The sequence below is a fragment of the Sediminibacterium soli genome, assembly GCF_009939225.1.
Taxonomy (GTDB): domain Bacteria; phylum Bacteroidota; class Bacteroidia; order Chitinophagales; family Chitinophagaceae; genus Sediminibacterium; species Sediminibacterium soli.
The window spans coordinates 822,118-844,789 of sequence record NZ_JAACJR010000008.1 but is presented as its reverse complement, the minus strand read 5'-3'; the positions used below and the strand labels follow the sequence as shown (position 1 = coordinate 844,789).

Here is a 22,672-nt window from a genome sequence, read left to right as displayed (position 1 = left end):
ACGTGAGACGTGAGACGTGAGACGTGAGACATGAGAATCGACGCGCAAGGTATGGTTTTTGGGCTTGTGGTTGGGTTTGACGCCTCATGAGAGGGGGCGATGTGCAAAAGCTTTCCTAAAAATACCCCTGATAACATTTTTATTAACAGTCCGGCTGTTCTTTTGTAGAAGCATCTAACTTTAGCGTAACCCAAAATCACAGAGATGTTTCAATTGCTGCAGATCGATACCCTGCAAAAAGCAACGGCTGTTTTGCCCGCCCCCGAGAAAATTTCCTTATGGTCTTTACTCGAAAAGGGCGGCTGGATCATGTATCCGCTGTATCTTTTGCTGGTCATCGCCATATTTGTCTTTATCGAAAGGCTGCTGGCTATCCGCAGGGCATCCAGGATAGAAGGCAATTTCATGAACATCATCCGCGACAATATCCTCAGCGGTAATGTAAGCGCGGCCCGTAACCTGGCCAGGAATACCAATAACCCGGTTGGCCGGATGATCGACAAAGGTCTTCAGCGTATCGGCAAGCCGATCGATGCCATCGAAAAAAGCATGGAGAATGTAGGTAAGCTGGAGATGTACAATATGGAACGCAACCTCTCCATTCTCTCCCTGATCGCCGGTATTGCACCGATGTTCGGTTTTTTGGGAACCATCATCGGTATGATCCAGCTGTTCTATGGTATCGCCAGCTCGGGCCAGTTTACGCTGAACGATATCGCCGGAGGTATCTATGTAAAAATGATTACATCCGGTACAGGTCTGATCATCGGTCTGCTGGCCTATATCGGGCATAATGCGCTGACCACGCAGATCGACAAGACTGCCAATAAAATGGAAGCGGCAAGCGCGGAATTCATCGATATTCTGCAGGAGCCAACGCGATAACAATAGTGGTTGCCGAATGGATAGAATAATTGATCAATAAAAAATAAGGTTATGAAGAAGATTGGAGAATTTATCAAACGATTATTGAAACCCGTACCGGTTGCGCCCAAATTGCGTCCTGTTCCCGTACCCGTTAAAGCAAAGAACAACCATCCCAGTAAGAGAAATTATTAGTGCTTACCCGCTAACCAGTAACCTTCCATGAACATCCGGAAACGATTAAGAGCCCATCCCGAAGTGCATACAGGCGCGTTGAACGATATCCTGTTCATCCTGCTGTTGTTCTTCCTGATCGTTTCCACGCTGGCCAACCCGAATGTGATCAAGGTATCCAATCCCAAGGCCAAAAGCGATACCAAATCGAAACAGACGGTGGTGATCACCGTTGATAAGGACCAGCATATTTTCCTGGCCCAGAAACCGGTTGCCATGGAGCAGCTGGAAACTGAACTGCAGGCCTACCTCGCCAAAGAAACCGATAAACCGTCTGTGGTCATCAATGGCGACAGCACTTCCCATCTCGGAACCGCCATCCGCGTAATGCAGGTGATCAAAAAATTAGGTGCAACACCCGTCATGGCCGTCGATAACAACGGACAGAAATAAGGGCCGGGAAGCACAGCAACACCGAATTACGCAAACAACTCTCTCTCCTCCGTGCCCCTGTGGCTCTGTGTTGAAACTGTGTCTCAGTTGCCTCCGGTTTCAGTAACCCGCTGGCCGGATTTTTTTCAACACAGAGTCACGGAGATACGGAGTTGAACAGAGGTTTTTCTCCGTGACTCCTCGCCGGCTAAAGCCCGGTAAACGACACACGCAACATTCTCTCTTTCCCCTGCATATCTTTTCTCAATTCTGTCTGATAGCCGGCAGCGCTGAAAATGGCAACGGTGTCCGCTCCCAGCGCCTCATTGATCTCCAGGAAAATATTTCCCCCATCCGCAAGATGCGCTTTTGCAAACGCCGCGATTTTTCTATAGAACAGCAGCGGATCATCATCGGGTACGAACAGTGCGATATGCGGCTCATGTTCCAGCACATTCGGATGCATCGATGCAGATTCGGTCTGGCGTATATAGGGCGGGTTGCTTACGATGGTATTGTACACGGGCAATTGCTGCCAATCTTTTTCTCCGAGGAAATCGAGCTGCAAAAAAGTAACGGCTGTTTTTTGTGTCAGGGCGTTTCTTTTGGCTACCGACAGCGCCCCGCTGCTGATATCGATGCCCGTAATGGCCGCACCGGGCAGTCTTTTGGCCAGGCTGACCGGTATACAGCCACTGCCTGTTCCAATATCGAGAATCGTGGGGCTGGCATTGTCGCAGGCTGTTTCTGCCACCCAATGCACCAGTTCCTCTGTTTCAGGTCGTGGTATCAGCACGTTTTCGTCCACGTAGAATGGCATCCCGTCAAACCAGGCTTCGTGTAAGACGTATTGCACGGGTTTGTTCAGGGCAAGCGCGGCGCTGATCTTCTGCAGTTCCAGCTCCCGGTCGGGGCCAATGGGTTCGTCTCTGACCAGCAGCCTGTCTATTTTCTTTTTTCCCGTAATATGTTCCAGCACCCAATCGGCGATATTGGCTGCTTCGCGTGCATCATACAAAGCCTCCAGCTGAGTTACAAGCGCCTGTTGTGCGGATCGGAGGGTCATGCTGCAATGTTAAGCACCATTTGGTTATTTTTGCCAATTCTGTTATGTCCCATTCCCACGAAACATATATGCAGCGCTGTATTGAACTGGCATCGCTGGGCGTTGGATATACAGCACCCAACCCGATGGTGGGCGCCGTATTGGTTTACGAAAACCGGATCATAGGAGAGGGGTTTCACAGGCAATACGGAGAAGCGCATGCAGAAGTGAACTGTATAAACAGTGTATCGCCCGATGACGAACCGCTTATTCCGCTCGCTACGCTCTACGTTTCGCTCGAGCCCTGTGCGCATTTCGGAAAAACGCCACCCTGCGCTGACCTGATTGTCCGGAAGAAAATACCCCGGGTGGTGATCGGCTGCCGGGATCCTTTTGAGCAGGTGAACGGGAGAGGAATTGAAAGACTGCAGCAGGCGGGTATTGAAGTGACCACAGGCATTCTGAAGACCGGATGCATCGAATGCAACCGCCGTTTTTTTACCTGGAACCGGCAGCGCAGACCCTATGTGGTGCTGAAATGGGCGCAGACCGCCGACCACAGGATAGCCCATGACCCGGCGCAGTTTTCCGGCAGGCTGCTGATAACGGGGCAATCCACCAACAGGGAAGTGCATAAATGGCGCAGCGAGGAAGCGGCGATACTGGTTGGCGCCAACACGGCTTTGATGGATAACCCCTCGCTGACCAACCGCTACTGGACGGGACGCCAGCCCGTAAGACTGGTACTGGATCCTTCACTTCGCCTGCCCGATAGCCTGCAGGTGTTTGATGATGCGGCCCGGACGATCGTATTAAACCTGCGGAAAACAGAAAGCAGGGGCCATATAGAATACCACCGGCTTGCGCAGGGGAACGATACGATCAGCGCGCTGTTGCAGGCATGTTACGAACTTTCGCTGCAGAGTGTGCTGGTGGAAGGCGGGGCAAAACTGCTGCAGTCGTTTATCGATGCGGGGCTCTGGGATGAGGCAAGGGTGATCACCAATACACAGCTGACAACAGGCGCAGGCCTTTCATCACCTGTTCTGCGGGAGGCAATAGCCGTTCGGGAAGAAATGATAGAAACAGATTCCATTCATTATTATAAACGGGTCAGTGCATGATGTACCTGGCCGGCAGTATTGTTCTGACGAGTTACCTCACGCTTGCATTCAAGCTGTGCGAGCAGTACCATATCCGTATTTTTCCCGCGATCATCTTCAATTACATCACCTGTGTGATCACGGGTTCTGTTGTCAACGGATCTTTTCCGGTTAATGCCGAAACCATGCAGACGCCCTGGTTCAGATGGGCCTGCCTGATGGGCGTATTATTCATCTCGATCTTCAATATCGTTGCACTCACCACGCAGCGTATCGGTGTGGCCGTGGCTTCCGTTGCCAATAAATTATCACTGGTCATACCGGTCGTACTGTCAGTATATCTCTATAACGAAACCGTGGAAGGCTGGAAACTGGCCGGTGTATTGCTGGCATTGGCGGCGGTGACACTTACCTGCTACCCAAATGCGTCCGATGCAAAAAAACGACAAGGGGGGCGATGGACGCTGGTGCTGCCTTTCCTGCTTTTTATCGGGAGCGGTTTACTCGATGCACTGATCAACCATGTACAGCAGTTGTATGTTACCGAAACAAACAAGAACGCTTACCTGATCAGCGGCTTTCTTTCTGCGGCAACAATCGGTACCGTATTGCTGCTGTTTCAGTATATCACCGGACGAATACCTTTTTCCATCAAAGACCTTATCGCCGGGATTCTCATCGGCATACCCAATTATTTTTCGATTTGGTGCCTGGTGCGGTTTTTAAAAACCAGCCCCTGGCAGAGCAGCGCCAGTATACCGGTAAATAATATGGGAATCGTGCTGTTCAGTACCCTGGTTGCCTGGCTCCTGTTTGGGGAACGGCTGTCGAAGACCAATTGGACGGGGATCGTATTATCGGTGATTGCCATTTACCTGATCGCTTTTGGAGATACATTATGAGTGAAGCTGTTTACTTTCAGACAATAGACAAAGAATCCTTTGCCGAATACAAAGACAGAGGCAGCCGTTTCCTGGCGTATGCCTACCCGGTTAGTTCTGCCGACGACTGCAAGGCGCTGCTGCAGCGGTCCAGGAAAGAACATCCCAAAGCGGTGCACCATTGTTTTGCCTGGCGCATCGGTTACGATGGCAACCAGTTCAGGCAAAGCGATGATGGTGAACCTTCGGGAACGGCAGGCAAACCCATACTGGGACAGATAGACAGCAGACAACTGACCGATGTGATGATCATTGTGGTGCGGTATTTCGGGGGAACCCTGCTTGGTGTGCCCGGACTGATACAGGCTTACCGTTCTGCGGCAGCCATGGCGCTGCAGCTTATACCCGTGGTGCAGAAACCGATCGAGGCCTATTACCACCTGCAGTTCGATTATACACAGGTGAACGATGTGATGAACATCGTTAAACAGTATAACTGCTCCATTCAATCCCAGGAAATGCAATTGTTCTGTCTACTCACCATCGGCATCCCCAAGGCAAGGATGGAGGAAGCACTGTACAAATTCCGCCAGATGCATACGCTGGATATCAAAAAAACCGACAGGTAGTGTCAGGCCTTGCCTGTGAGTCTGTAGGCGGCCAGTCCTACGACCTCTTTCAGAAACATCGCCCATTTATTCATCAGCGCCATATCGGGTATGATGGTATCGTACAAAGAGAATTTAGAAGGATACACCTCGTAATTGCAGGGATAGGCAACAAAATCATAGCCGGCTTTTCTGAATACGCTGGCCGATCTTGGCATATGCATGGCCGAAGTGATCAGTACAAAAGGCGGTCTGGCTTTTATGGAATCGATCATTGTTTTTGTATACACACCGTTTTCATAAGTATTCCTTGATCTGCTTTCGACGATGATGACGCTGTCGGGTATCCCGTTGGCAATAAATGACTGCCTGAGAAAAAACGCTTCCGGCGGTTCGTTCTGCGTGAGCGATCCCGTGCCGCCCGTGACTATGATTTTTTTGATCGTTCCCGAATGGTATAAATTAGCTGTCTGTATAAACCGATCGGAAGCTGCGCCGAAATAGCCCCTGTCGTTGGTATCGTAACCTGCCATCCCGCCCAGTAATATTCCTACCTCGTACTGCCTGTTCATTGGCGCCGGCGGTGTGGGCTGCCAGGCCAGCATAAGTGACCGGTACAGCAGCGGGTTGCTAAACACCAGGAAAATAACCAGTATCGCTATCCGCAGCCGTTTTCTTCTTCTTTCTTTTTTGGTAAGAAGCGACCATATAAAAAGTACGATCACCCAGCAAACCGGTACAAGTACGAACAACAGTATTTTGGAGAGTATGAAAAACATAGGGATGGATTGTTTTATCGAAACCTTTCGCTTACCACCAGTTCCTTGCTGCCCGCAACATACTGGTAAAATCCTTCCCCGCTTTTTACCCCCAGTTTGCCTGCGGTAACCATATTCACCAGTAAAGGACAGGGTGCATATTTCGGATTACCGAATCCTTCGTGTAATACGTTCAGGATACTGAGGCAAACATCCAGCCCGATAAAATCCGCCAGTTGTAGGGGCCCCATGGGGTGCGCCATTCCTGTTTTCATGATGGTATCGATGGCTTCCACTCCGGCCACACCTTCGTACAGGCTGCAGATTGCTTCGTTGATCATCGGCATCAGTATGCGGTTGGCGATAAAGCCGGGGTAGTCGTTCACAACACAGGGCAGTTTGCCCAATTGTGTTGAAAGCGCCACAATGGTATCCGTAACTTCTTTTCGTGTGGCATAACCGTTGATGATTTCCACCAGTTTCATCACCGGTACGGGATTCATGAAATGCATACCGATCACCGATCCCGGTCTGTTGGTTGCAGCCGCCATCCGGGTGATAGAGATAGAAGAGGTGTTGGTGGCCAGCAACGCACCTGCAGGCGCAAACTCGTCAAGCTGTTTGAACAATTTCAGTTTCAGATCCACATTTTCGGTGGCGGCTTCCACTACCAGGTCTGCATTGGCAACTCCCTTGATCAGATCGGTGTTTGTAGCAAGGTTTGCCAGGGCAGACTGTTTCTGTTCTTCGGTCAGAACCGCTTTCCCCACCTGGCGGTCGAGGTTTTTTTCAATGGTTTCTATCGCTTTTGCAAGCTGCGTTGCATGGATATCCACAAGCGTTACCCGAAAACCTGACTGCGCAAACACATGTGCAATACCATTGCCCATAGTGCCCGCACCTATGACCGTTACCTGTTTGATGGAAGACATGACTCGAGTTTTGGATGATAGGACAGACAAAGGTAAGCCTTGCCTGCTGAAATAATTCCCCCCAGGCGGACGCCGGTGCAAAACAGCAGATTTTTCAGTTGAAATAGCTGGCAGTGTCGGCCGAAAAAATCCGCGAATCCATCATCCGCCATTCTGGATTGGCGGATGCAGCTAACTACCCCTTCTTCTTAAAATCCCCCCGCTTCCATGCGCGGATGAACTCTGCCCAGGCTGCCGGATTGAGGATGTTCATCGGTGGCAGCTGGCCGCTGTAGTAGGCTTTATTGGCCTGCTGGCGTATCTGGTAATTTACGGCCTCGCGTCCATCCGCAGGCATCGCCTTGATCAGTTCGCGCAGGGTGGCTTCATTGGTATTTTTCCGGGCGGTCTCGTACATATCATCCGCCACCTTGTTGTTCACAAAATCACGCTCAAACTGCTCCCGGGTGGGTCTTGGTTTGAGAATGGTGGCGGGCAGATAAGTGGTATCGCTGATCAGCAGCTGGATCACGCTGTACTGGTTACCCACAAGATCCCTGGGGATAAGAATACTTCTGTCCTTATAGCCAACGCTTGAAAAAGTAATCCTGTCGCCCTTTAATACGGCGATCGAAAATACACCGTCATAGCTGGTAATGGTACCCCGGCCCTTCCCCTCCACGATCACACTGCAGGAAGGAATACCCTGGAGACTGTCTGCCGTCATTACCACGCCGTACAGTTGCACAACAGAATCCCGGTAAGGGTTTTGATTGGCCTGTTGCGGCTGTTGAGACCAGCCCTTTTGCAGGCATGACAGGGAAAGCAGTAAAAACAGGTATCGTAGCAGTCTCATCATCGGTAAAAATACATGCCTTAGGCACAAAAAATGCGGGCTATTCCTTTCTATTTTCAACAAAGTAAGGTTGCAAGGGGCTAACTTTGCAGCCGGAATTCTTTTTTAACAAAAACTTTCGGGATGACAGAAGCAGAGATTCTCAAGGCGTTGAGCAATGTGCAGGAGCCTGATCTTGGCAAAGACCTGGTTACGCTTGATATGGTAAAAAACATCCAGATATCCGGGGATGAAGTGCGTTTTACGATTGTGCTGACCACACCCGCCTGCCCGATGAAAGACATGATGCGTACGGCAAGCGAGAACGCGGTAAAATTACTGGTGAATAAGAACGCAAAGGTAACCGTTGATTTCACCGCCAATACTTCCACCAAACGCAAAGACGGTCAGCAGGTATTATCGGGTGTGAAAAATATCATAGCAGTTGTCAGCGGCAAAGGCGGTGTGGGTAAAAGCACGGTGTCTGCCAACCTGGCCCTGGCGCTTGCCGAAGGCGGCGCATCGGTGGGACTGATGGATGCGGATATCTATGGCCCCAGTGTGCCGATCATGTTCGGCGTACGTGGCCAGCGCCCCATGATGCGTGAAAAAGACGGTAAAGGGATAATTGTACCGCTTGAAAAATACGGCATCAGGCTGATGAGTATCGGTCTGCTGGTGGATGAAAAAAATGCCGTGGTATGGCGCGGTCCCATGGCCAGCAGCGCCATCAAGCAATTTGTGACCGATGTTGACTGGGGAGAACTGGATTACCTCGTAATCGATATGCCGCCGGGCACCGGTGATATACACCTCACGCTTTTGCAGACCGTGCCGGTAACCGGCGTGGTGATCGTTACCACGCCGCAGAATGTGGCGCTGGCCGATGCAAAAAAAGGCATTGCCATGTTCGGGCAGGCGCAGATCAATGTGCCGATCATCGGGCTGGTGGAGAACATGGCCTATTTTACACCGGCGGAATTGCCGGAAAACAAATACTATATTTTCGGGAAGGAAGGCGGCAGAAAACTGGCGGAAGAATACGAGCTGCCGTTCCTGGGGCAGATCCCGCTGGTACAATCCATCCGCGAAGGCGGCGATGCGGGTGTGCCGGCCATGGCAGGTGAAGATGCTCCCAGCAAAGAGGCTTTCCGGCAGTTTACGGCCATGGCGGTGCGGAATATCGCTATCCGCAATGCGGCATCGCCGGCCAGCAAACCGGTGACAGTCACTGTGTAATTTACTGTACAGGCCTGATGGCATAATAATTAAGGTTTGAAGTCATTGCCCACTTCAAACCTTTTTTATGAACTATCACGATTATAAGCAATGCATCGATGCCTGTCTTTCCTGCGCCGCCCTCTGTAACCACTGCGCGGCATCCTGCACACAGGAAGAAAATATACATATGATGGCCGCCTGCATCCGCCTCGATATGGAATGCGCCGCCATTTGCTATACCGCCGCGCAGGTGATGAGCCTGGGAGGTGAATCTGCTGCAGAACTCTGCGCCATCTGCGCCAATATCTGCAATGCCTGCGCGGATGAATGTGCTAAACACGACAACGAGCACTGCCGCGAATGCGCCGAAGCCTGCAGGAGCTGCGCCAGTCTCTGCGCGGCGATGTAGCCGGATGAGGGAACGGTGGATTTGGATTGGTGGATTGCGAATTAGCGAATTAGCGGATTATGAATTTGTGGATTGCGGATCATGGAAGTGTGGATGATCCGTCAATCATGGCGGGGGAGAGCAACAAATAGTAACAAAGAGCAGCGATCAACCATCGCCAAACAAAAAATCCGCCATCCGCTAATCCATAATCCACTAATCCGCTAATTCTTCCCCCGCAGTTTTTCTGTTACCTTCGGTGCATGTATAACCTGCCTTATTTTAAAGAGAAAGATGCGGCTGTCGTTCTCAGGTTCATGAAAGAACATCCTTTCGTACTGTTAACCGGTGTCGACGACCGGCAAAGACCGGTGGCCACACAGGTGCCGGTGCTCCTGCAGGAACGGGATGGTGTATTGTACCTGCGCGGACATATCATGCGCAACAACGATCATCACCGCGCATTTGAACAAAACAAACAGGTGCTCGCCATATTTTCCGGCCCGCATACTTATGTAAGTGCAAGCTGGTATGAGAATAAACAGCAGGGGTCAACCTGGAATTATATGTCGGTGCACGCGCACGGCGAAATGTGTTTTCTGCCCGAGACGGATCTGCGGCAGTTATTGGATGATCTTACCGCTCATTTCGAGAACGATCCCGGCTCACCCGCCCTGTACCGGCATATTCCCGAGGCATATATCAGCAGTATGCTGAAAGCGATCCTGGCATTTGAAATAAAACTGGCATCAGTGGAACATGTTTTCAAACTGAGCCAGAACCGCGATGAGAAAAGCTTCGATAACATCATAGAGAAACTGAACGCAGGCAATGCCGATGCACAATACATTGCTGCAGAAATGCGCAAAAGAAAACAGGCATTGTTCCCGCTCTGAGCGATCGGGTATGATTTTTTAAGAAAATACCCATGATCAAATCCATCCGCTGCCGCTTGTCGTATATGATGGAAACAAAAAATCATCAGCTATGAAAAAGATCTTCGTTATCCTCGCGTCGGCACTGGTTGTTACGGCGGCCAATGCACAAAAGCCGGTAGAAGTGGGTGGCGCACCCATGTATGCTACAAAAAACATCATCCAGAATGCTGTTAATTCTGCAGACCATACCACGCTGGTGGCGGCTGTAAAGGCGGCAGGACTGGTGTCTACACTCGAAGGCAACGGCCCCTTTACTGTATTTGCGCCGACCAATGCGGCATTTGAAAAACTGCCCAAGGGCACAGTGAGTTCCCTGCTGAAACCCGAGAACAAACCTACATTGACCAAAGTGCTTACGTATCATGTGGTGGCCGGTAAATGGGATGCTGCGGGCATTGCCAAAATGATCCACGATGGAGGCGGCAAAGCTTCTATCAAAACCGTGGAAGGAGGTACACTCACAGCCTGGATGAAAGGCGATAAACTGATGCTCACCGACGAAAAAGGCGGTATGGCAATGGTTACCATCGGCAATGTTTTCCAGAGCAACGGTGTGATCCATGTGATCGATACGGTATTGATGCCCAACTGATCTCCGTTCAGCACCTGAACCAAATGTATTGCCGCGGACTGTATGGGATAACACGAATGTCTGTGTAGGGCCATACAATCCGCGGTAATATTTTCGCTCCCCTCAGCCGGCTTTTATCCTACCTTCGCCGCATTGCGCTCAGGTATGTCAATCATCATCACTTTAGACGGCTTTTCGTCCTGCGGAAAAAGTACACTGGCCAGGCAGCTCGCCAATGAACTCAACTATGTATTCATCGACAGCGGCGCCATGTACCGTGCCATCACACTGTATTTTCTGCGTCAGCATATCGACTGGAACAAACCCGAACAGGTAAGACAGGCGCTTACCGAAATCTCCCTCGAATTTGCGTATAACCCGCAAACCGGACAAAGTGATATGCTGCTGAACGACGAAGATGTGGAAGCCCTTATCCGCGATATGCTGGTGAGCGAGCACGTAAGCGAAGTGTCTGCGATAAAGGAGGTACGCGAGTTTGCCGTGGCACAGCAGCAGAAAATGGGGGAGAAAAAAAGCATCGTTATGGACGGCCGCGATATCGGCACCACCGTGTTCCCGCATGCGGAACTCAAGATATTCGTTGTGGCCGATCCCGCCATACGCGTGGAAAGACGTTTCAGGGAACTCTATGCCAAGAACCCCGCCATCACACTCGAAGAAGTGCGCGCCAATCTCGAAATGCGCGATTATATCGACAGCAACCGCGAATTCAGTCCCCTGCGCAAAGCAGACGATGCCATCGTACTCGATAATTCCAATCTTACAAGAGACGAACAGTTATCGCTGGCGTTGGGATGGGCAAAGGAACGGATGGAATAAAAGAGGCGTTTTTTTACAGCACCAAAGAAACCGACCGGTATCAGGGCCGATTTTCAAACAGCCACCATCTGTCAAACAACTGCGATTCTTTCAATAACATTTTCGCCCCGATCATCGGGTGCGCAACCGCCATTCCCTGTTTTCCCGCTTCCCTGGTCAAACGCTCAATCGGCTCATCCCAGGCATGCAGTCCCAGGCTGAATTTGGCCCAGTGTACGGGTAACAATTTTTTTGCGGTAAGATCTTTTGCCGCTTTCACCACTTCTTCCGGCTGCATATGTATATAGGGCCAGGAGAGATTGTATTGCCCGCATTCGAGGATAGCCAGGTCGAAAGGACCGTATTGTTCACCGATGGCCGCAAAATGGGTGTCGTAACCGGAGTCTCCGCCAAGGTACAGCCGGTAGGAAGGTGTCAGGAAGGCAAACGACATCCATAGCGACTGGTCGCGCGTAAATCCTCTTCCCGAGAAATGGCGTGCCGGCAGTGAGATAAAAGTAAAACCCTGTTGAGGCATATAGGACTGTTGCCAGTCGAGCTCCGTAATAACAGCAGGTGCATAACCCCATCGTTCCAGGTGGGCGCCGGTGCCGATACCTGTGATCACCCGTTGCACTTTCGGTTGCAGCGCGGCAACCGTTGCGCGGTCAAGATGATCCCAGTGGTCATGGGTGATGACCAGGTAATCGATCCCCGGCATGTCCTGCGGCGTGTAGTTGTCGCTGCCTTTGTAACTTCCTGTTGTAAAACGCACCGGCGATGCATGTCCGCTGAACACCGGGTCTACCAGTATCTTTTTACCGTTCACCTGCAGAAAATAAGAAGAGTGCCCGAACCATACCAGTATATCCTCCGAGGGATCGAGCCGAAGCAGATCTGTTTTTTCAGAGGGCAGTTTTTGCGAAGGTTTATTGCGCTTGTCTTTACCGAAGAAGAACGTAAACATAATCTTCACCATGCCCGCGCCTTCTGCAAGGTTGGGCGTAGGGTGCAGGTTCTGAAAACGTCCTTCGCGGTATTGCGGTGATGACTGTATACGTTTCAGCCGTTCGCCTGTTGCCAGCGCACCAAACGATTCGCCGCGCATAAACAGCCATCCGGAAGCAACCAGCAACGCAACAATGACAAGCGCAATAAACAATGCTTATGGTTTATTTCTTGGGTGTGATGTCTTTCGCAAACTTCTGTGCTTTCAGTGCCAGTTCCGTTGCCAGCAGGCAGTGTTCCTGCGACATGGCGGTCTCGGTACGGTTCAGCACATCGTTTACAAACTGCTCACCAAAGGGCAGCGGTTCTTTATTGCAGTCGATATATTTTGTCTCTTTCTGGGTTACGAGATACAGATGATTGCCACCGCTGTGCGCCGATGCGATATCGATGTTCTTACGTATCTCTATATACCCTTCGGTGCCCAGTATCGTCAGTCTTCCATCGCCCCAGGAAGCGAGCCCGTCGGGCGTAAACCAGTCAACACGTATATAACCCGTGCCGCCGTTACCCCTTAGCATCACATCGCCAAAATCCTCAAACTTGGGGTATTGCGGGTGGTTGGTATTGCCTACCTGCGAGGCTACCACTTCGGCTTTGGTAGACCCGGTGAAGAACAGGTACTGGTCAAACTGGTGCGAAGCGATATCGGTGATGATTCCGCCGTATCTTTTTTTGTCAAAGAACCATTCCGGTCTTGTCGGTGTGCTCATACGATGCGGCCCCAGGCCGATGGTCTGTATCACTTTGCCTATGGCGCCTGCTTTCACCAGCTCGCCTGCTTTTACCGTGGCCCTGTTCTCAAAACGTTCGCTGTACATGATCGAATAGATGCGTTTGGTTTCTTTCTGCACTTTTCTCACTTCGGTCAGCTGTTCCAGCGTGGTAATGCCGGGTTTGTCAACCAGGTAATCCTTGCCGGCCCTCATCACACGTACGCCCAGCGGTCCGCGCTCATCGGGTATGCCCGAACTCAATACCACCTGAATGGAGGCATCGTCCAGTATCTCTTTTTCCGATCCTGCTTTTTTTGCATTGGGGTATCTTTTCTGGAAGGCCGCCACAAGATCCGGTTCTTTTGCGTAGAAGGATACGAGCTGCCCGCCGCCTCTTGTCACCGCTTCAACCATGCCGTAGATATGGCCGTGGTTAATGTTGATCACCGAAAAACGGATCTTCGGTTCGGCATAAGGCGTTGCCAGGGTTTTCTTGGGTAAATTAGACAGGATCATCAATCCTGATGCAGCCGCAGCTTTGTTCAGGAATTTTCTGCGGTCGAGTGATTTTTCTTTCATGGCTTTGTTTGTTAGGGTATGATGGCTTGCCGCCATGCAAATGAAGTTACATAAGTTCAGGTTACAGCGTGTCCTGCAGGATGCAAATCGGTGGAAAAGCGTACCTTTTGCACTCAATTTTGCCGTATGAAAAACGTTTTCGTAACACTGTTGCTGCTGCTGACCCTGTTCGCCTGTAACAAAGCCCTCAAACCCGAAGAGATTGAGCAGAAACTGAAGGAAAGCATGAGCGAATACCTCAATCATTCACCGGAAAACAATGCCGCCGGAACAAGTTTCGTCGTGAAAGATGTTACCTATTACCCGGCCAGGGAATTTTATGAATGCGAATTCACGGTTGAAATGAAAAGAGGGAATACCGATACCACCGGCATTATGAAGGCAAAAGTGTCGCCCGATTTTTCAAAGGTCATCAGGCGATTATAGTGCAGACGCTGTTGCCGTCCGAACGCGATAACCCCACTCCGTAAACCCAAACTTTTTTGATTGATCATACAACCTACTACCATGCTGAAGAAAACAATGCTTGCTTTTTTTTGCGTCGCCACCCTGCAATTGACGGCGCAGCATACCGATACAGAGAAAATGCGCCGGTTCGTGAACGGACTGATGCAGCGAATGACAACCGAAGAAAAAATCGGCCAGCTGAACCTGCTCATACCGGGCGGTGCCGCCGTAACAGGTTCCGTTGTGAGCACGGATGTGGAAACAAAAATCAAGAACGGCAATGTGGGGGGGCTGTTTGGCATTATCGGCGCTGAAAGGATCCGCAGGGCGCAGGAGATCGCCGTGTCGCAAAGCCGTCTTAAAATACCGATGATCTTTGGTATGGATGTGATACACGGCCACAAAACCACGTTCCCCATTCCACTGGGCCTGTCATGCAGCTGGGATACGGCGCTTATTGAAAGAACGGCGCAGATCGCGGCCAGGGAAGCTACCGCAGACGGCATCAACTGGGCTTTTTCGCCAATGGTTGATATTGCCCGCGATCCGCGCTGGGGAAGGATCGCCGAAGGTTCGGGCGAGGATGCTTTTCTCGGATCGCAGGTGGCCAAAGCCATGGTGCGCGGTTACCAGGGCAGGAGCAACGACCTGAAAGACATCAGCAGACTCATGGCCTGCGTGAAACATTTTGCGTTGTACGGCGCCGCAGAAGGCGGTCGCGATTACAATACGGCAGACATGAGCCGCGTACGTATGTACAACGAATACCTGCCGCCTTATAAGGCCGCCGTTGAAGCCGGTGTGGGCAGCGTTATGAGCTCCTTCAATGTGATCGACGGCATTCCCGCCACTGGCAACCAATGGCTGCTGACAGATCTGCTGCGCAAACAATGGGGCTTCGGCGGTTTTGTGGTATCCGACTATACTTCCCTGAATGAAATGATCCCGCATGGTATGGGCGATCTGCAGACCGTGTCTGCACTGGCGCTCAAAGCCGGACTGGATATGGATATGGTTGGCGAAGGAATGCTGACCACTTTGAAAAAGTCCCTGCAGGAAGGCAAGGTCACACAAAAGCAGATCGATGATGCCTGCAGGCGCATACTCGAAGCAAAATACAAACTGGGTCTGTTCGACGATCCTTACCGCGGCATCAGTGCATCACGCGCCTCGGAGATACTCACCCCCGCCAATCGCGCGGCAGCAAGGGAGGCAGCGGCGCGTTCTTTTGTGCTGCTGAAAAACGACGGCCAGTTACTGCCGCTGAAAAAATCGGGCAGGATAGCAGTGATCGGCCCCCTGGCCGACAGCAGGCGGAATATGCTGGGCACCTGGAGTGTATCGGGCGACTGGCAGCAGTCTGTAACGGTGATAGAAGGCATACGGAATGCGGTGGGCAGCGGGGCAACGGTGTCTTACGCAAAAGGCGCCAACATAGCAGACGATCCGTTCTTTGTAAGAAGATCCAACATGCTCGGAATGGAGATCGATACCACTGAAAAAAGAACACCTGCCGATATGCTGAAAGAAGCCGTGGATATGGCCAAAGAATCGGATGTGGTGATCGCCGTGGTGGGGGAGGCCGCGGATATGAGCGGCGAATCATCCAGCCGCGCATCGATCGATATACCGGAAAGCCAGCGCAATCTTTTGCAGGCGCTGGCCAGAACAGGTAAGAAAATCGTACTGGTACTCTTCAACGGCAGACCGCTGACATTGAACTGGGAAAACCAGCACCTGCCCGCCATCCTCGACGTATGGTTCGGCGGAACGGAGGCCGGTAATGCAATAGCAGATGTGGTTTTCGGCGATCACAACCCGTCGGGTAAACTCACCGCATCGTTCCCTTACAGCGTTGGGCAGGTGCCAGTGTATTACAACCACCTCAATACCGGGCGTCCTTTTGCGCCGGGCGACTGGTCAAAATTCAAATCCGATTACCTGGATATACCCAATGAGCCGCTGTACCCGTTTGGTTATGGTCTTAGCTACACCACGTTTGCGTACAGCGCCATTACCGGCAACAAAACAGGTATTTCAGGTAACGGGAAACTCGAATTGACCGTGCGTGTTACCAATAACGGCAACTACGACGGAGAGGAAACGGTGCAGCTGTACACAAGACAGATGGAGGGCAGTATCGCAAGACCGGTAAAAGAACTGAAGGCGTTCCGTAAAATATTCCTGAAAAAAGGCGAGAGCAGGGATGTGGTGTTCAGTCTTTCGGCAAACGACCTGAAATTTTATAACAAAGACCTGGCATGGGTGTTTGAACCGGGCAAATACAAAGCTTTTATCGGAACCAGCTCGGCGCAGACGGCGGAGTTCGATTTTAACGCGGGTAAATAATGATTCGGCAGGCATTGGAAATAAGAACCGTAAACGTTACAAGGTATATCACGCCACTGCGCGAAGGCGGCTCGCTGCCGGCCCTGGCAGAGGCGGATGACGGATTTTTGTATGTCCTGAAATTCCGCGGTGCGGGCCAGGGCCCCAAGGCACTGGTGGCCGATCTGATCGGCGCGGAGATAGCAAGGGTATGCGGATTGAAAGTACCCGAACTGGTGATCGCAGAACTCGATACCGCATTCGGCCGCACCGAACCGGACGAAGAGATACAGGACCTGCTAAAGGCAAGCGTGGGCACCAACCTGGGTGTGCATTACCTGTCGGGCTCCGTAATGTTCGATCCCGCGGTAACAAGGATCGATCCTTTGCTGGCCTCGAAGATCGTGTGGCTGGATTGCCTGCTGATGAACGTAGACAGAACGGCGCGCAATACCAATATGCTCAACTGGAACAGGGAGCTATGGCTGATCGATCACGGGGCTTCGCTGTATTTTCATCATAACTGGCTGGGCTGGCAGGAGCAGGCGGTAAAGCCTTTTGTACAGGCAAAAGACCATGTACTGCTGCCCTGGGCAACAGAACTTGCACAGGCAGATAAACTGTTGAAGCCCCGGCTGACAAAACAGGCACTGGAAAATATCATGCGCCTGTTGCCGGATGCCTGGCTGCAGACAGACAGGGAAGAAGCGGACGAGGCGGAGCGGAGAGAAGTGTATACCCAATTCATCACCACGCGACTGGCTTCATCAGGCGTTTTTGTAAAAGCAGCAAACGATGCAAGAGCGGAAATTGTTTGAGTACGCGGTCATCCGCATTGTGCCCCGCGTAGAGCGCGAGGAGTTCCTGAATGTGGGGGTGATACTCTATTGCCGCGACCAGCAATTCCTGGAGGTATTGTTTTCAATTGAGGAAAAAAGACTGGTGTTATTTTGCGGGGCACTGGATATGAATGACCTCCAGGAAAGGCTGTGCTCATTCGAAAAAATATGTAAAGGATCTGCAGATGGCGGGCCGATCGCAAAACTCGATACCGCATCCCGGTTCCGCTGGCTCACCGCCAACAGGAGCACCATCATACAAACCTCCCAGGTACACCCCGGCCTGTGCATAGATGCAAAAACTACGCTTCAGAAACTTTTTGAACAACTGGTTTTGTAATCGGATATAATCCTCTCAGTGTACCTCCGTGTCACCGTGTCTCTGTGTTAAAAAAAACTTTGAAAATCGACTGTCCTGCAGTTGTGAGGCCCTTGTCAACACAGAGCCTTCAGTCAGAAGAACAACCGCTCTTCCGCCGAATAGCTTTTTTTGAATTCCTTGGGCGTACAGCCTTTTTTCTTCTTGAAGATGCGGTTGAAGTTGGAGATATTGTTGAACCCTGTTTCATAGGCGATCTCCGAGATGGACTGCGTGGTATCGATCAGCAGACGCGAAGCGTGGCCCAGGCGAATCTCTGTAAGGCTGTCGATAAAAGTCATACCCGTTCTCGCCTTGAAGAACCTGCTGAAAGCGGAGTCCGCCATATTCGTAAACGAGGCCACTTCGGAAAGTGAGATGGGTTTGTTGAAGTTCTCGTTCATGTATTCCATCACCCGCTCTATCCGCCGGCTGTTGTAGGCGATATGCTGGTTATTGTTGAAAGTGGAGTTGGAGAGAATGCGTGTATGACGCGAGATAGACAGTTCATGGAGTATCGACATCAACTCAAAAACAGAATCAAAACCATCTTTCTTATTGAGTCGCATGATGCGATAGGCCAGGAGAGAAGCCGTTTCGTAGGAGAACAATACTCCGCGCAGCGAATTCTCCAGCATGGAGCGCATAAAACTGAGCTGGTTGCGCCGCAGGAATTTTTCGTCGAACAGGTCTTTGTGAAACTGGATGGTGACTTCGGTGATCTCGAGACTCTGGCACCTGTGTGTATGCCAGGCATGGTGCAGGTTGGGCCCCAGCAGAACCAGCTCGTATTCGCCGATCTCGTCCACATGATCGCCCACCACCCGTTTGGCGCCCTTGGCATTGCGGATAAAGTTCAGCTCGAATTCTTCGTGGTAATGCAGCGGGTATTCCAGTCCCGATTTGGTACGGGAAAAAATAGCAAAGCAATCAGCGGATGTCAGGGGCGTAATCTCCCTGAGGAGATGCACTTTTTTCTGCATGTGACAAGCAATTCGCGTTAAACCGGTACGGTGGTACCTGTAATCAAAATACAAACTATTTTGTATGTATGAAAGACTTCTAACGAATAACTTATTCAGGATGACCGGCCACAGTACCGGCGAAATCCCTGTTTTTGCCGTTGACCCCGCCCCGGCGGGCCCGCACAAACCTATGATTTACAGCGCAAACGTTTCCGCAACAGCCGGACTTTGTTATATAGATATTTTTTGTAATGTATAGTGGAAAAAATTTTCTCCCTAAACCCGCGGAAACACCGCAAACAGGGTTAAAAAATTACCATACCAGGCAATAGATGCCTGTACATGGCATTTTTTTTCCTTCGCAAATCTGTGCAAACGTTTTCGTAAATAACAGTTGTTAGTTTTCGTTCAAAGAATAGCCCTTGTAAGCCCATCATTTATAGTCCCTTACATATTGCGCAGGCTTGCGCGGCCGGTCTTGCCGAAAACTTGGCATTTTTTACCCTTTTTAACCCGGGAAATCGCTTTCGTGTATGAATTACATATTACAAAAGTCAAAAAAGTACAAGAAATTGTTAAAATAGGATTAAAGGTGCTTGCCGATCTGTTATACTTTTATTAACGATTCAGTTTTTACTAACTATCAATCAAATTGCTATGCCAAAAACTTATTCGCTGCTTGCGAGAAATGCCTTGCTTGTTTTAGCCTTTTCCGTCTTTGCCTTAACCAGCTTTGCCCAAAAAAGAGTTAGTGGTAAGATCACTAACAAAGCCAATGGCCAGCCCATTGCCGGTGCAACTGTTCAGGTTAAGGGAACCACTGCCACCACCATTACCAATTCGGAAGGTACTTTTACCATCAACGCTTCCGAGAAGAGCTCCCTGGTGGTAACCGTGGTTGGCTTCCAGTCTATGGAAAGACTGGTAGGTTCCAACACCTCACTCGATTTTGCGCTTACCGAAGTGGCCACTGCTCTCGATGAGATTGTGGTGACCGGTTATACGGCGCAGAAGAAAAAAGACATCATCGGTGCGGTATCGGTGGTGAGCACCAAGGACCTGCAGGCCACGCCTGCTTCCAACATGGCCGTTCAGCTGCAGGGCCGTGCAGCCGGTGTGGTGGTGAGTTCTGCCGGTGAGCCCGGTGCAGGTGCCGTGGTTCGTATCAGGGGTTTTGCCTCTGCCGGTAACAACGATCCGCTGTATGTGATCGACGGAGTGCCCACTACGGACGGTTCCAAACTCAACCCGAACGATATCGAATCGCTGCAGGTGCTGAAAGATGCCTCTGCCGCTTCTATCTACGGTTCCCGCGCTTCCAACGGTGTGATCATCGTTACCACTAAACAGGGTAAAGCGGGTCGCCCCAGCTTTACCTATGATGCCTATATCGGCTCACAGGTGGTAACCGATGGCATGATGCCCAAGATGCTGAATACATCGCAGTATATGGACTACCTGCAGCGAACTACAGGTTCCACTTATACGCACCCCGTGTTCGGCGCGAACGGTTCTTTTAAAATCCCCGATTATTATATCACCAGCGCCGCTTTCAAAGGCGGTGTGGCTGCTTCGGATCCGAGAGCAAATCCTGCTTTGTATTCGATCAGTCCCCTGTACCAGATCTCCAAAACAAGCAGCGGTACCAACTGGTTTGACGAGCTTACCAGGAATGCCCTGATCATGAGCCACCAGATATCTGCTTCCGGCGGTACCGACAAAGCGCAGTATTCGCTGGGCGCCAACTACTTTAACCAGGAAGGTTCTTTTCTTTATACTTATTTCAAACGCTATTCTGTAAGGGCCAACACTTCTTTCAAGCCGGTGAGCTTCCTGAAGATCGGTGAGAACCTGCAGATCAGCTACGAAGAGCGTCTGGGCGGTAGCAACCGCGGCGAGGGCGATGCATGGGCATCTGCTTTCAGGATGGTGCCGTATATTCCCGTATACGATATCAAGGGCGGATTTGGCGGTAACGGTGTGGGTGAGTCCGGTAACGGCAGCAACCCCATCGCCAACCTTACCCGTGCAAGAGACAATACGAACAAATTCACCAGGTTGTTTGGTAATATCTATGCGGAAGTGCCTTTCACCAGCTGGCTGTCTGCGCGTTCTTCCTTCGGTGTGGATATGGGAACACAGTTCACCAGGTCCATCACCCGTAAAACTTACGAGCGTTCAGAGAACCAGGCCACTACCCAGTTAACAGAAGACGGCTGGTACTATGCCAACTGGACATGGACCAACACCCTCACCTTTGAAAAAACATTCAAAGACCATAATGTGAAAGTGCTGGCCGGTACCGAAGCCATCAAGAACTACTCAAGAGGCGTACGTGCTTTCGGACAGAACTTCGATTTTGAAACACCTGATTTCGTGTCGCTGAACACAGCTACCGCAGGTAGCCTGAGCGACAGGACGATCTCCAACTACAATGTGGGCAGAAGCACTTTGTTCTCCTATTTCGGAAGACTGGATTATATCTACAAGAACCGTTACCTGCTGACCGCAACATTCAGAAGGGATGGTAGCTCTGTATTCGGACCCAATGTGCGTTATGCGAACTTCCCGTCTATCGGTCTTGCCTGGAGGGTGTCTGAAGAGAACTTCATGAAATCCGTTTCCTGGATCACCGACCTGAAACTCCGCGGTGGCTGGGGCCAGATGGGTAGTACATCGAACGTGGATCCCAATAACCAGTTCTTTACGTATATCTCCAATCCTGAACGAACCAACTACGATATCAACGGTAACAACACTTCCTCCGCGCAGGGTTACCGCAACGACCGCGAGGGTAACCTGAACACCAAATGGGAGACACTCGAAAGCACCAACTTCGGTGTAGACGCGACACTCTTTAACGGTAAGGTTGATTTCACTTTGGATATCTATAAAAAAGACACCAAAGACCTGCTGGTGGATGCGGTAAGAAACGGTCTTGAACCCCAGCTTACCAAGCCAAGGGTAAACATCGGTACCATGCGTAACACCGGTTTTGACCTGGCGATCAATTACCATGGCGGAACAAGGGGCGATTTCTCTTACGACCTGGGTGTAACCTTCTCTCATTACAAGAACGTGATGACCAAACTCAATAACGAAGGTTCTCCGAGGGTGATCGGTCTGGAGCGACTGGCCAGTGCGATCAGGACCGATGTGGGTCAGCCGATCTCTTCTTTCCATGGATTTATCCTTGACGGATTTTATAACTCTGCTGCAGACCTCGCCGCGCTTTCCATGCCGGGAGCTGTAATCGGCAGCTGGCGTTACAAAGACCTGAACGGCGACAAAAAGATCACCGATGCCGACAGGACCTATCTTGGTAACCCGCACCCCGATTTCCAGATGGGTCTGAATGTAGGCCTGAACTACAAGGCCTGGAACCTGACAGCGTTCTTCTTCTGGAACCAGGGTAACGAAATATTCAACTACACCAAGTACTACACAGACATGCGTGTGTTCGTGGGCGGTGTAAGCACAAGGGTACTGACAGACAGCTGGACAGCGGGCAATCCCAACGCCAAACTGCCATTGCTGGCGCCCGGTGCTGCAAACGGATACACTTCGTATACCACCACCACTTCCAACAGCTACTATGTAGAAGACGGTTCTTACCTGCGTGCTAAAACAATGCAGCTTTCTTACACGCTTCCCAAGAGCATCGTAAACAAAGTAAAACTGCAGGGTGTAAAACTGTACGTACAGGCACAGAACCTGTTCACCATCACCAAATACAAGGGTGCAGATCCGGACATGAACCTGCTCTCACGCGATCCGTTTGGTGCACGTGACTACTATCTGGGTGTTGATCTGGGCGGTTTCCCCAATCCTAAACAATACCTGTTTGGTTTGAATGTAACATTCTAATTAAAAACAGTCTGAAA

Annotated in this window: 23 protein-coding genes; 16 read left to right on the top strand and 7 right to left on the bottom strand. The window is 50.9% G+C overall.

Going from position 1 to position 22,672, the window contains the following annotated elements; translation table 11 throughout:
* Positions 1-204: 204 nt before the first annotated feature.
* The 3 genes from GWC94_RS10805 to GWC94_RS10800 are packed head-to-tail and all read left to right on the top strand — an operon-like array spanning position 205 to position 1,491.
* Positions 205-885, top strand: coding sequence for a MotA/TolQ/ExbB proton channel family protein (locus tag GWC94_RS10805; RefSeq protein WP_161835042.1), 681 nt, complete (start codon positions 205-207; stop codon positions 883-885).
* Positions 886-936: 51 nt separating this feature from the next.
* Positions 937-1,059: a hypothetical protein gene (locus tag GWC94_RS16950; protein WP_262886252.1), complete on the top strand. Its 123-nt coding sequence runs from the start codon at positions 937-939 to the stop codon at positions 1,057-1,059.
* Positions 1,060-1,086: 27 nt separating this feature from the next.
* Entirely contained in the window at positions 1,087-1,491 is a 405-nt protein-coding gene (locus tag GWC94_RS10800; RefSeq protein WP_161835041.1) for an ExbD/TolR family protein, read from the top strand.
* A gap of 187 nt (positions 1,492-1,678) precedes the next feature.
* Here GWC94_RS10800 and prmC read toward each other — a convergent pair whose 3' ends face one another.
* Complete coding sequence (gene prmC / locus GWC94_RS10795) at positions 1,679-2,536, bottom strand: peptide chain release factor N(5)-glutamine methyltransferase (RefSeq protein WP_161835040.1); 858 nt, start codon at positions 2,534-2,536, stop codon at positions 1,679-1,681.
* Between the two features lie 44 nt (positions 2,537-2,580).
* On the opposite strand from prmC, the gene ribD reads away from it, so the two are divergent.
* Genes ribD through GWC94_RS10780 form a run of 3 tightly spaced genes read left to right on the top strand, consistent with a single transcriptional unit; the run spans position 2,581 to position 5,128 of the window.
* Positions 2,581-3,639: a bifunctional diaminohydroxyphosphoribosylaminopyrimidine deaminase/5-amino-6-(5-phosphoribosylamino)uracil reductase RibD gene (gene ribD / locus GWC94_RS10790; RefSeq protein ID WP_262886251.1), complete on the top strand. Its 1,059-nt coding sequence runs from the start codon at positions 2,581-2,583 to the stop codon at positions 3,637-3,639.
* A complete protein-coding gene (locus GWC94_RS10785) occupies positions 3,636-4,520 on the top strand; it encodes an EamA family transporter (RefSeq protein WP_161835038.1) in 885 nt (294 codons plus the stop codon). Before ribD ends, GWC94_RS10785 begins: the two co-directional genes overlap by 4 nt.
* Positions 4,517-5,128, top strand: coding sequence for an IMPACT family protein (locus GWC94_RS10780; protein ID WP_161835037.1), 612 nt, complete (start codon positions 4,517-4,519; stop codon positions 5,126-5,128). Before GWC94_RS10785 ends, GWC94_RS10780 begins: the two co-directional genes overlap by 4 nt.
* Before the next feature lie 2 nt (positions 5,129-5,130).
* Here GWC94_RS10780 and GWC94_RS10775 read toward each other — a convergent pair whose 3' ends face one another.
* From GWC94_RS10775 to GWC94_RS10765, 3 genes are all read right to left on the bottom strand, one after another.
* Positions 5,131-5,886, bottom strand: a complete 756-nt coding sequence (locus tag GWC94_RS10775) for a YdcF family protein (protein ID WP_161835036.1) — start codon at positions 5,884-5,886, stop codon at positions 5,131-5,133.
* 14 nt (positions 5,887-5,900) lie between these two features.
* The gene (locus GWC94_RS10770) at positions 5,901-6,797 is read right to left on the bottom strand and encodes a 3-hydroxyacyl-CoA dehydrogenase family protein (protein WP_202628730.1); all 897 of its coding nucleotides are present in this window, start codon (positions 6,795-6,797) and stop codon (positions 5,901-5,903) included.
* Between the two features lie 175 nt (positions 6,798-6,972).
* Positions 6,973-7,635 (bottom strand): carboxypeptidase-like regulatory domain-containing protein, encoded by a 663-nt coding sequence (locus tag GWC94_RS10765; protein ID WP_161835035.1) that lies wholly within the window; start codon positions 7,633-7,635, stop codon positions 6,973-6,975.
* A gap of 120 nt (positions 7,636-7,755) precedes the next feature.
* On the opposite strand from GWC94_RS10765, the gene GWC94_RS10760 reads away from it, so the two are divergent.
* From GWC94_RS10760 to cmk, 5 genes are all read left to right on the top strand, one after another.
* On the top strand, positions 7,756-8,850 hold the full coding sequence (locus tag GWC94_RS10760; RefSeq protein WP_161835034.1) for an Mrp/NBP35 family ATP-binding protein: 1,095 nt from the start codon (positions 7,756-7,758) through the stop codon (positions 8,848-8,850).
* 67 nt (positions 8,851-8,917) lie between these two features.
* Positions 8,918-9,241 (top strand): four-helix bundle copper-binding protein, encoded by a 324-nt coding sequence (locus GWC94_RS10755; protein ID WP_161835033.1) that lies wholly within the window; start codon positions 8,918-8,920, stop codon positions 9,239-9,241.
* A 242-nt stretch (positions 9,242-9,483) separates the two neighbouring features.
* Complete coding sequence (locus GWC94_RS10750; RefSeq protein ID WP_161835032.1) at positions 9,484-10,116, top strand: FMN-binding negative transcriptional regulator; 633 nt, start codon at positions 9,484-9,486, stop codon at positions 10,114-10,116.
* A 91-nt stretch (positions 10,117-10,207) separates the two neighbouring features.
* On the top strand, positions 10,208-10,750 hold the full coding sequence (locus GWC94_RS10745; protein ID WP_161835031.1) for a fasciclin domain-containing protein: 543 nt from the start codon (positions 10,208-10,210) through the stop codon (positions 10,748-10,750).
* Between the two features lie 144 nt (positions 10,751-10,894).
* Entirely contained in the window at positions 10,895-11,569 is a 675-nt protein-coding gene (gene cmk / locus GWC94_RS10740) for a (d)CMP kinase (protein ID WP_202628728.1), read from the top strand.
* Positions 11,570-11,609: 40 nt separating this feature from the next.
* Here the strand turns inward: cmk and GWC94_RS10735 are convergent, their stop codons facing one another.
* A complete protein-coding gene (locus tag GWC94_RS10735; RefSeq protein WP_235918512.1) occupies positions 11,610-12,710 on the bottom strand; it encodes an MBL fold metallo-hydrolase in 1,101 nt (366 codons plus the stop codon).
* A gap of 10 nt (positions 12,711-12,720) precedes the next feature.
* Positions 12,721-13,851, bottom strand: a complete 1,131-nt coding sequence (locus GWC94_RS10730) for a Gfo/Idh/MocA family protein (protein WP_161835029.1) — start codon at positions 13,849-13,851, stop codon at positions 12,721-12,723.
* A gap of 126 nt (positions 13,852-13,977) precedes the next feature.
* Here GWC94_RS10730 and GWC94_RS10725 point away from each other — a divergent pair, with 126 nt between their 5' ends.
* The 4 genes from GWC94_RS10725 to GWC94_RS10710 all read left to right on the top strand — a co-directional run bounded on the left by GWC94_RS10725 (position 13,978) and on the right by GWC94_RS10710 (position 17,805).
* Entirely contained in the window at positions 13,978-14,277 is a 300-nt protein-coding gene (locus GWC94_RS10725; protein ID WP_161835028.1) for a hypothetical protein, read from the top strand.
* Positions 14,278-14,358: 81 nt separating this feature from the next.
* On the top strand, positions 14,359-16,647 hold the full coding sequence (gene bglX, locus GWC94_RS10720) for a beta-glucosidase BglX (protein ID WP_202628726.1): 2,289 nt from the start codon (positions 14,359-14,361) through the stop codon (positions 16,645-16,647).
* Between the two features lie 14 nt (positions 16,648-16,661).
* The gene (locus tag GWC94_RS10715) at positions 16,662-17,444 is read left to right on the top strand and encodes a HipA family kinase (protein ID WP_235918511.1); all 783 of its coding nucleotides are present in this window, start codon (positions 16,662-16,664) and stop codon (positions 17,442-17,444) included.
* On the top strand, positions 17,422-17,805 hold the full coding sequence (locus GWC94_RS10710; protein ID WP_161835026.1) for a DUF3037 domain-containing protein: 384 nt from the start codon (positions 17,422-17,424) through the stop codon (positions 17,803-17,805). Before GWC94_RS10715 ends, GWC94_RS10710 begins: the two co-directional genes overlap by 23 nt.
* A 113-nt stretch (positions 17,806-17,918) precedes the next feature.
* Here the strand turns inward: GWC94_RS10710 and GWC94_RS10705 are convergent, their stop codons facing one another.
* Complete coding sequence (locus GWC94_RS10705; protein WP_161835025.1) at positions 17,919-18,806, bottom strand: AraC family transcriptional regulator; 888 nt, start codon at positions 18,804-18,806, stop codon at positions 17,919-17,921.
* A 639-nt stretch (positions 18,807-19,445) separates the two neighbouring features.
* Between GWC94_RS10705 and GWC94_RS10700 the strand changes: the two genes are divergently transcribed.
* Positions 19,446-22,655 (top strand): SusC/RagA family TonB-linked outer membrane protein, encoded by a 3,210-nt coding sequence (locus GWC94_RS10700; protein ID WP_161835024.1) that lies wholly within the window; start codon positions 19,446-19,448, stop codon positions 22,653-22,655.
* Positions 22,656-22,672 lie beyond the last annotated feature (17 nt).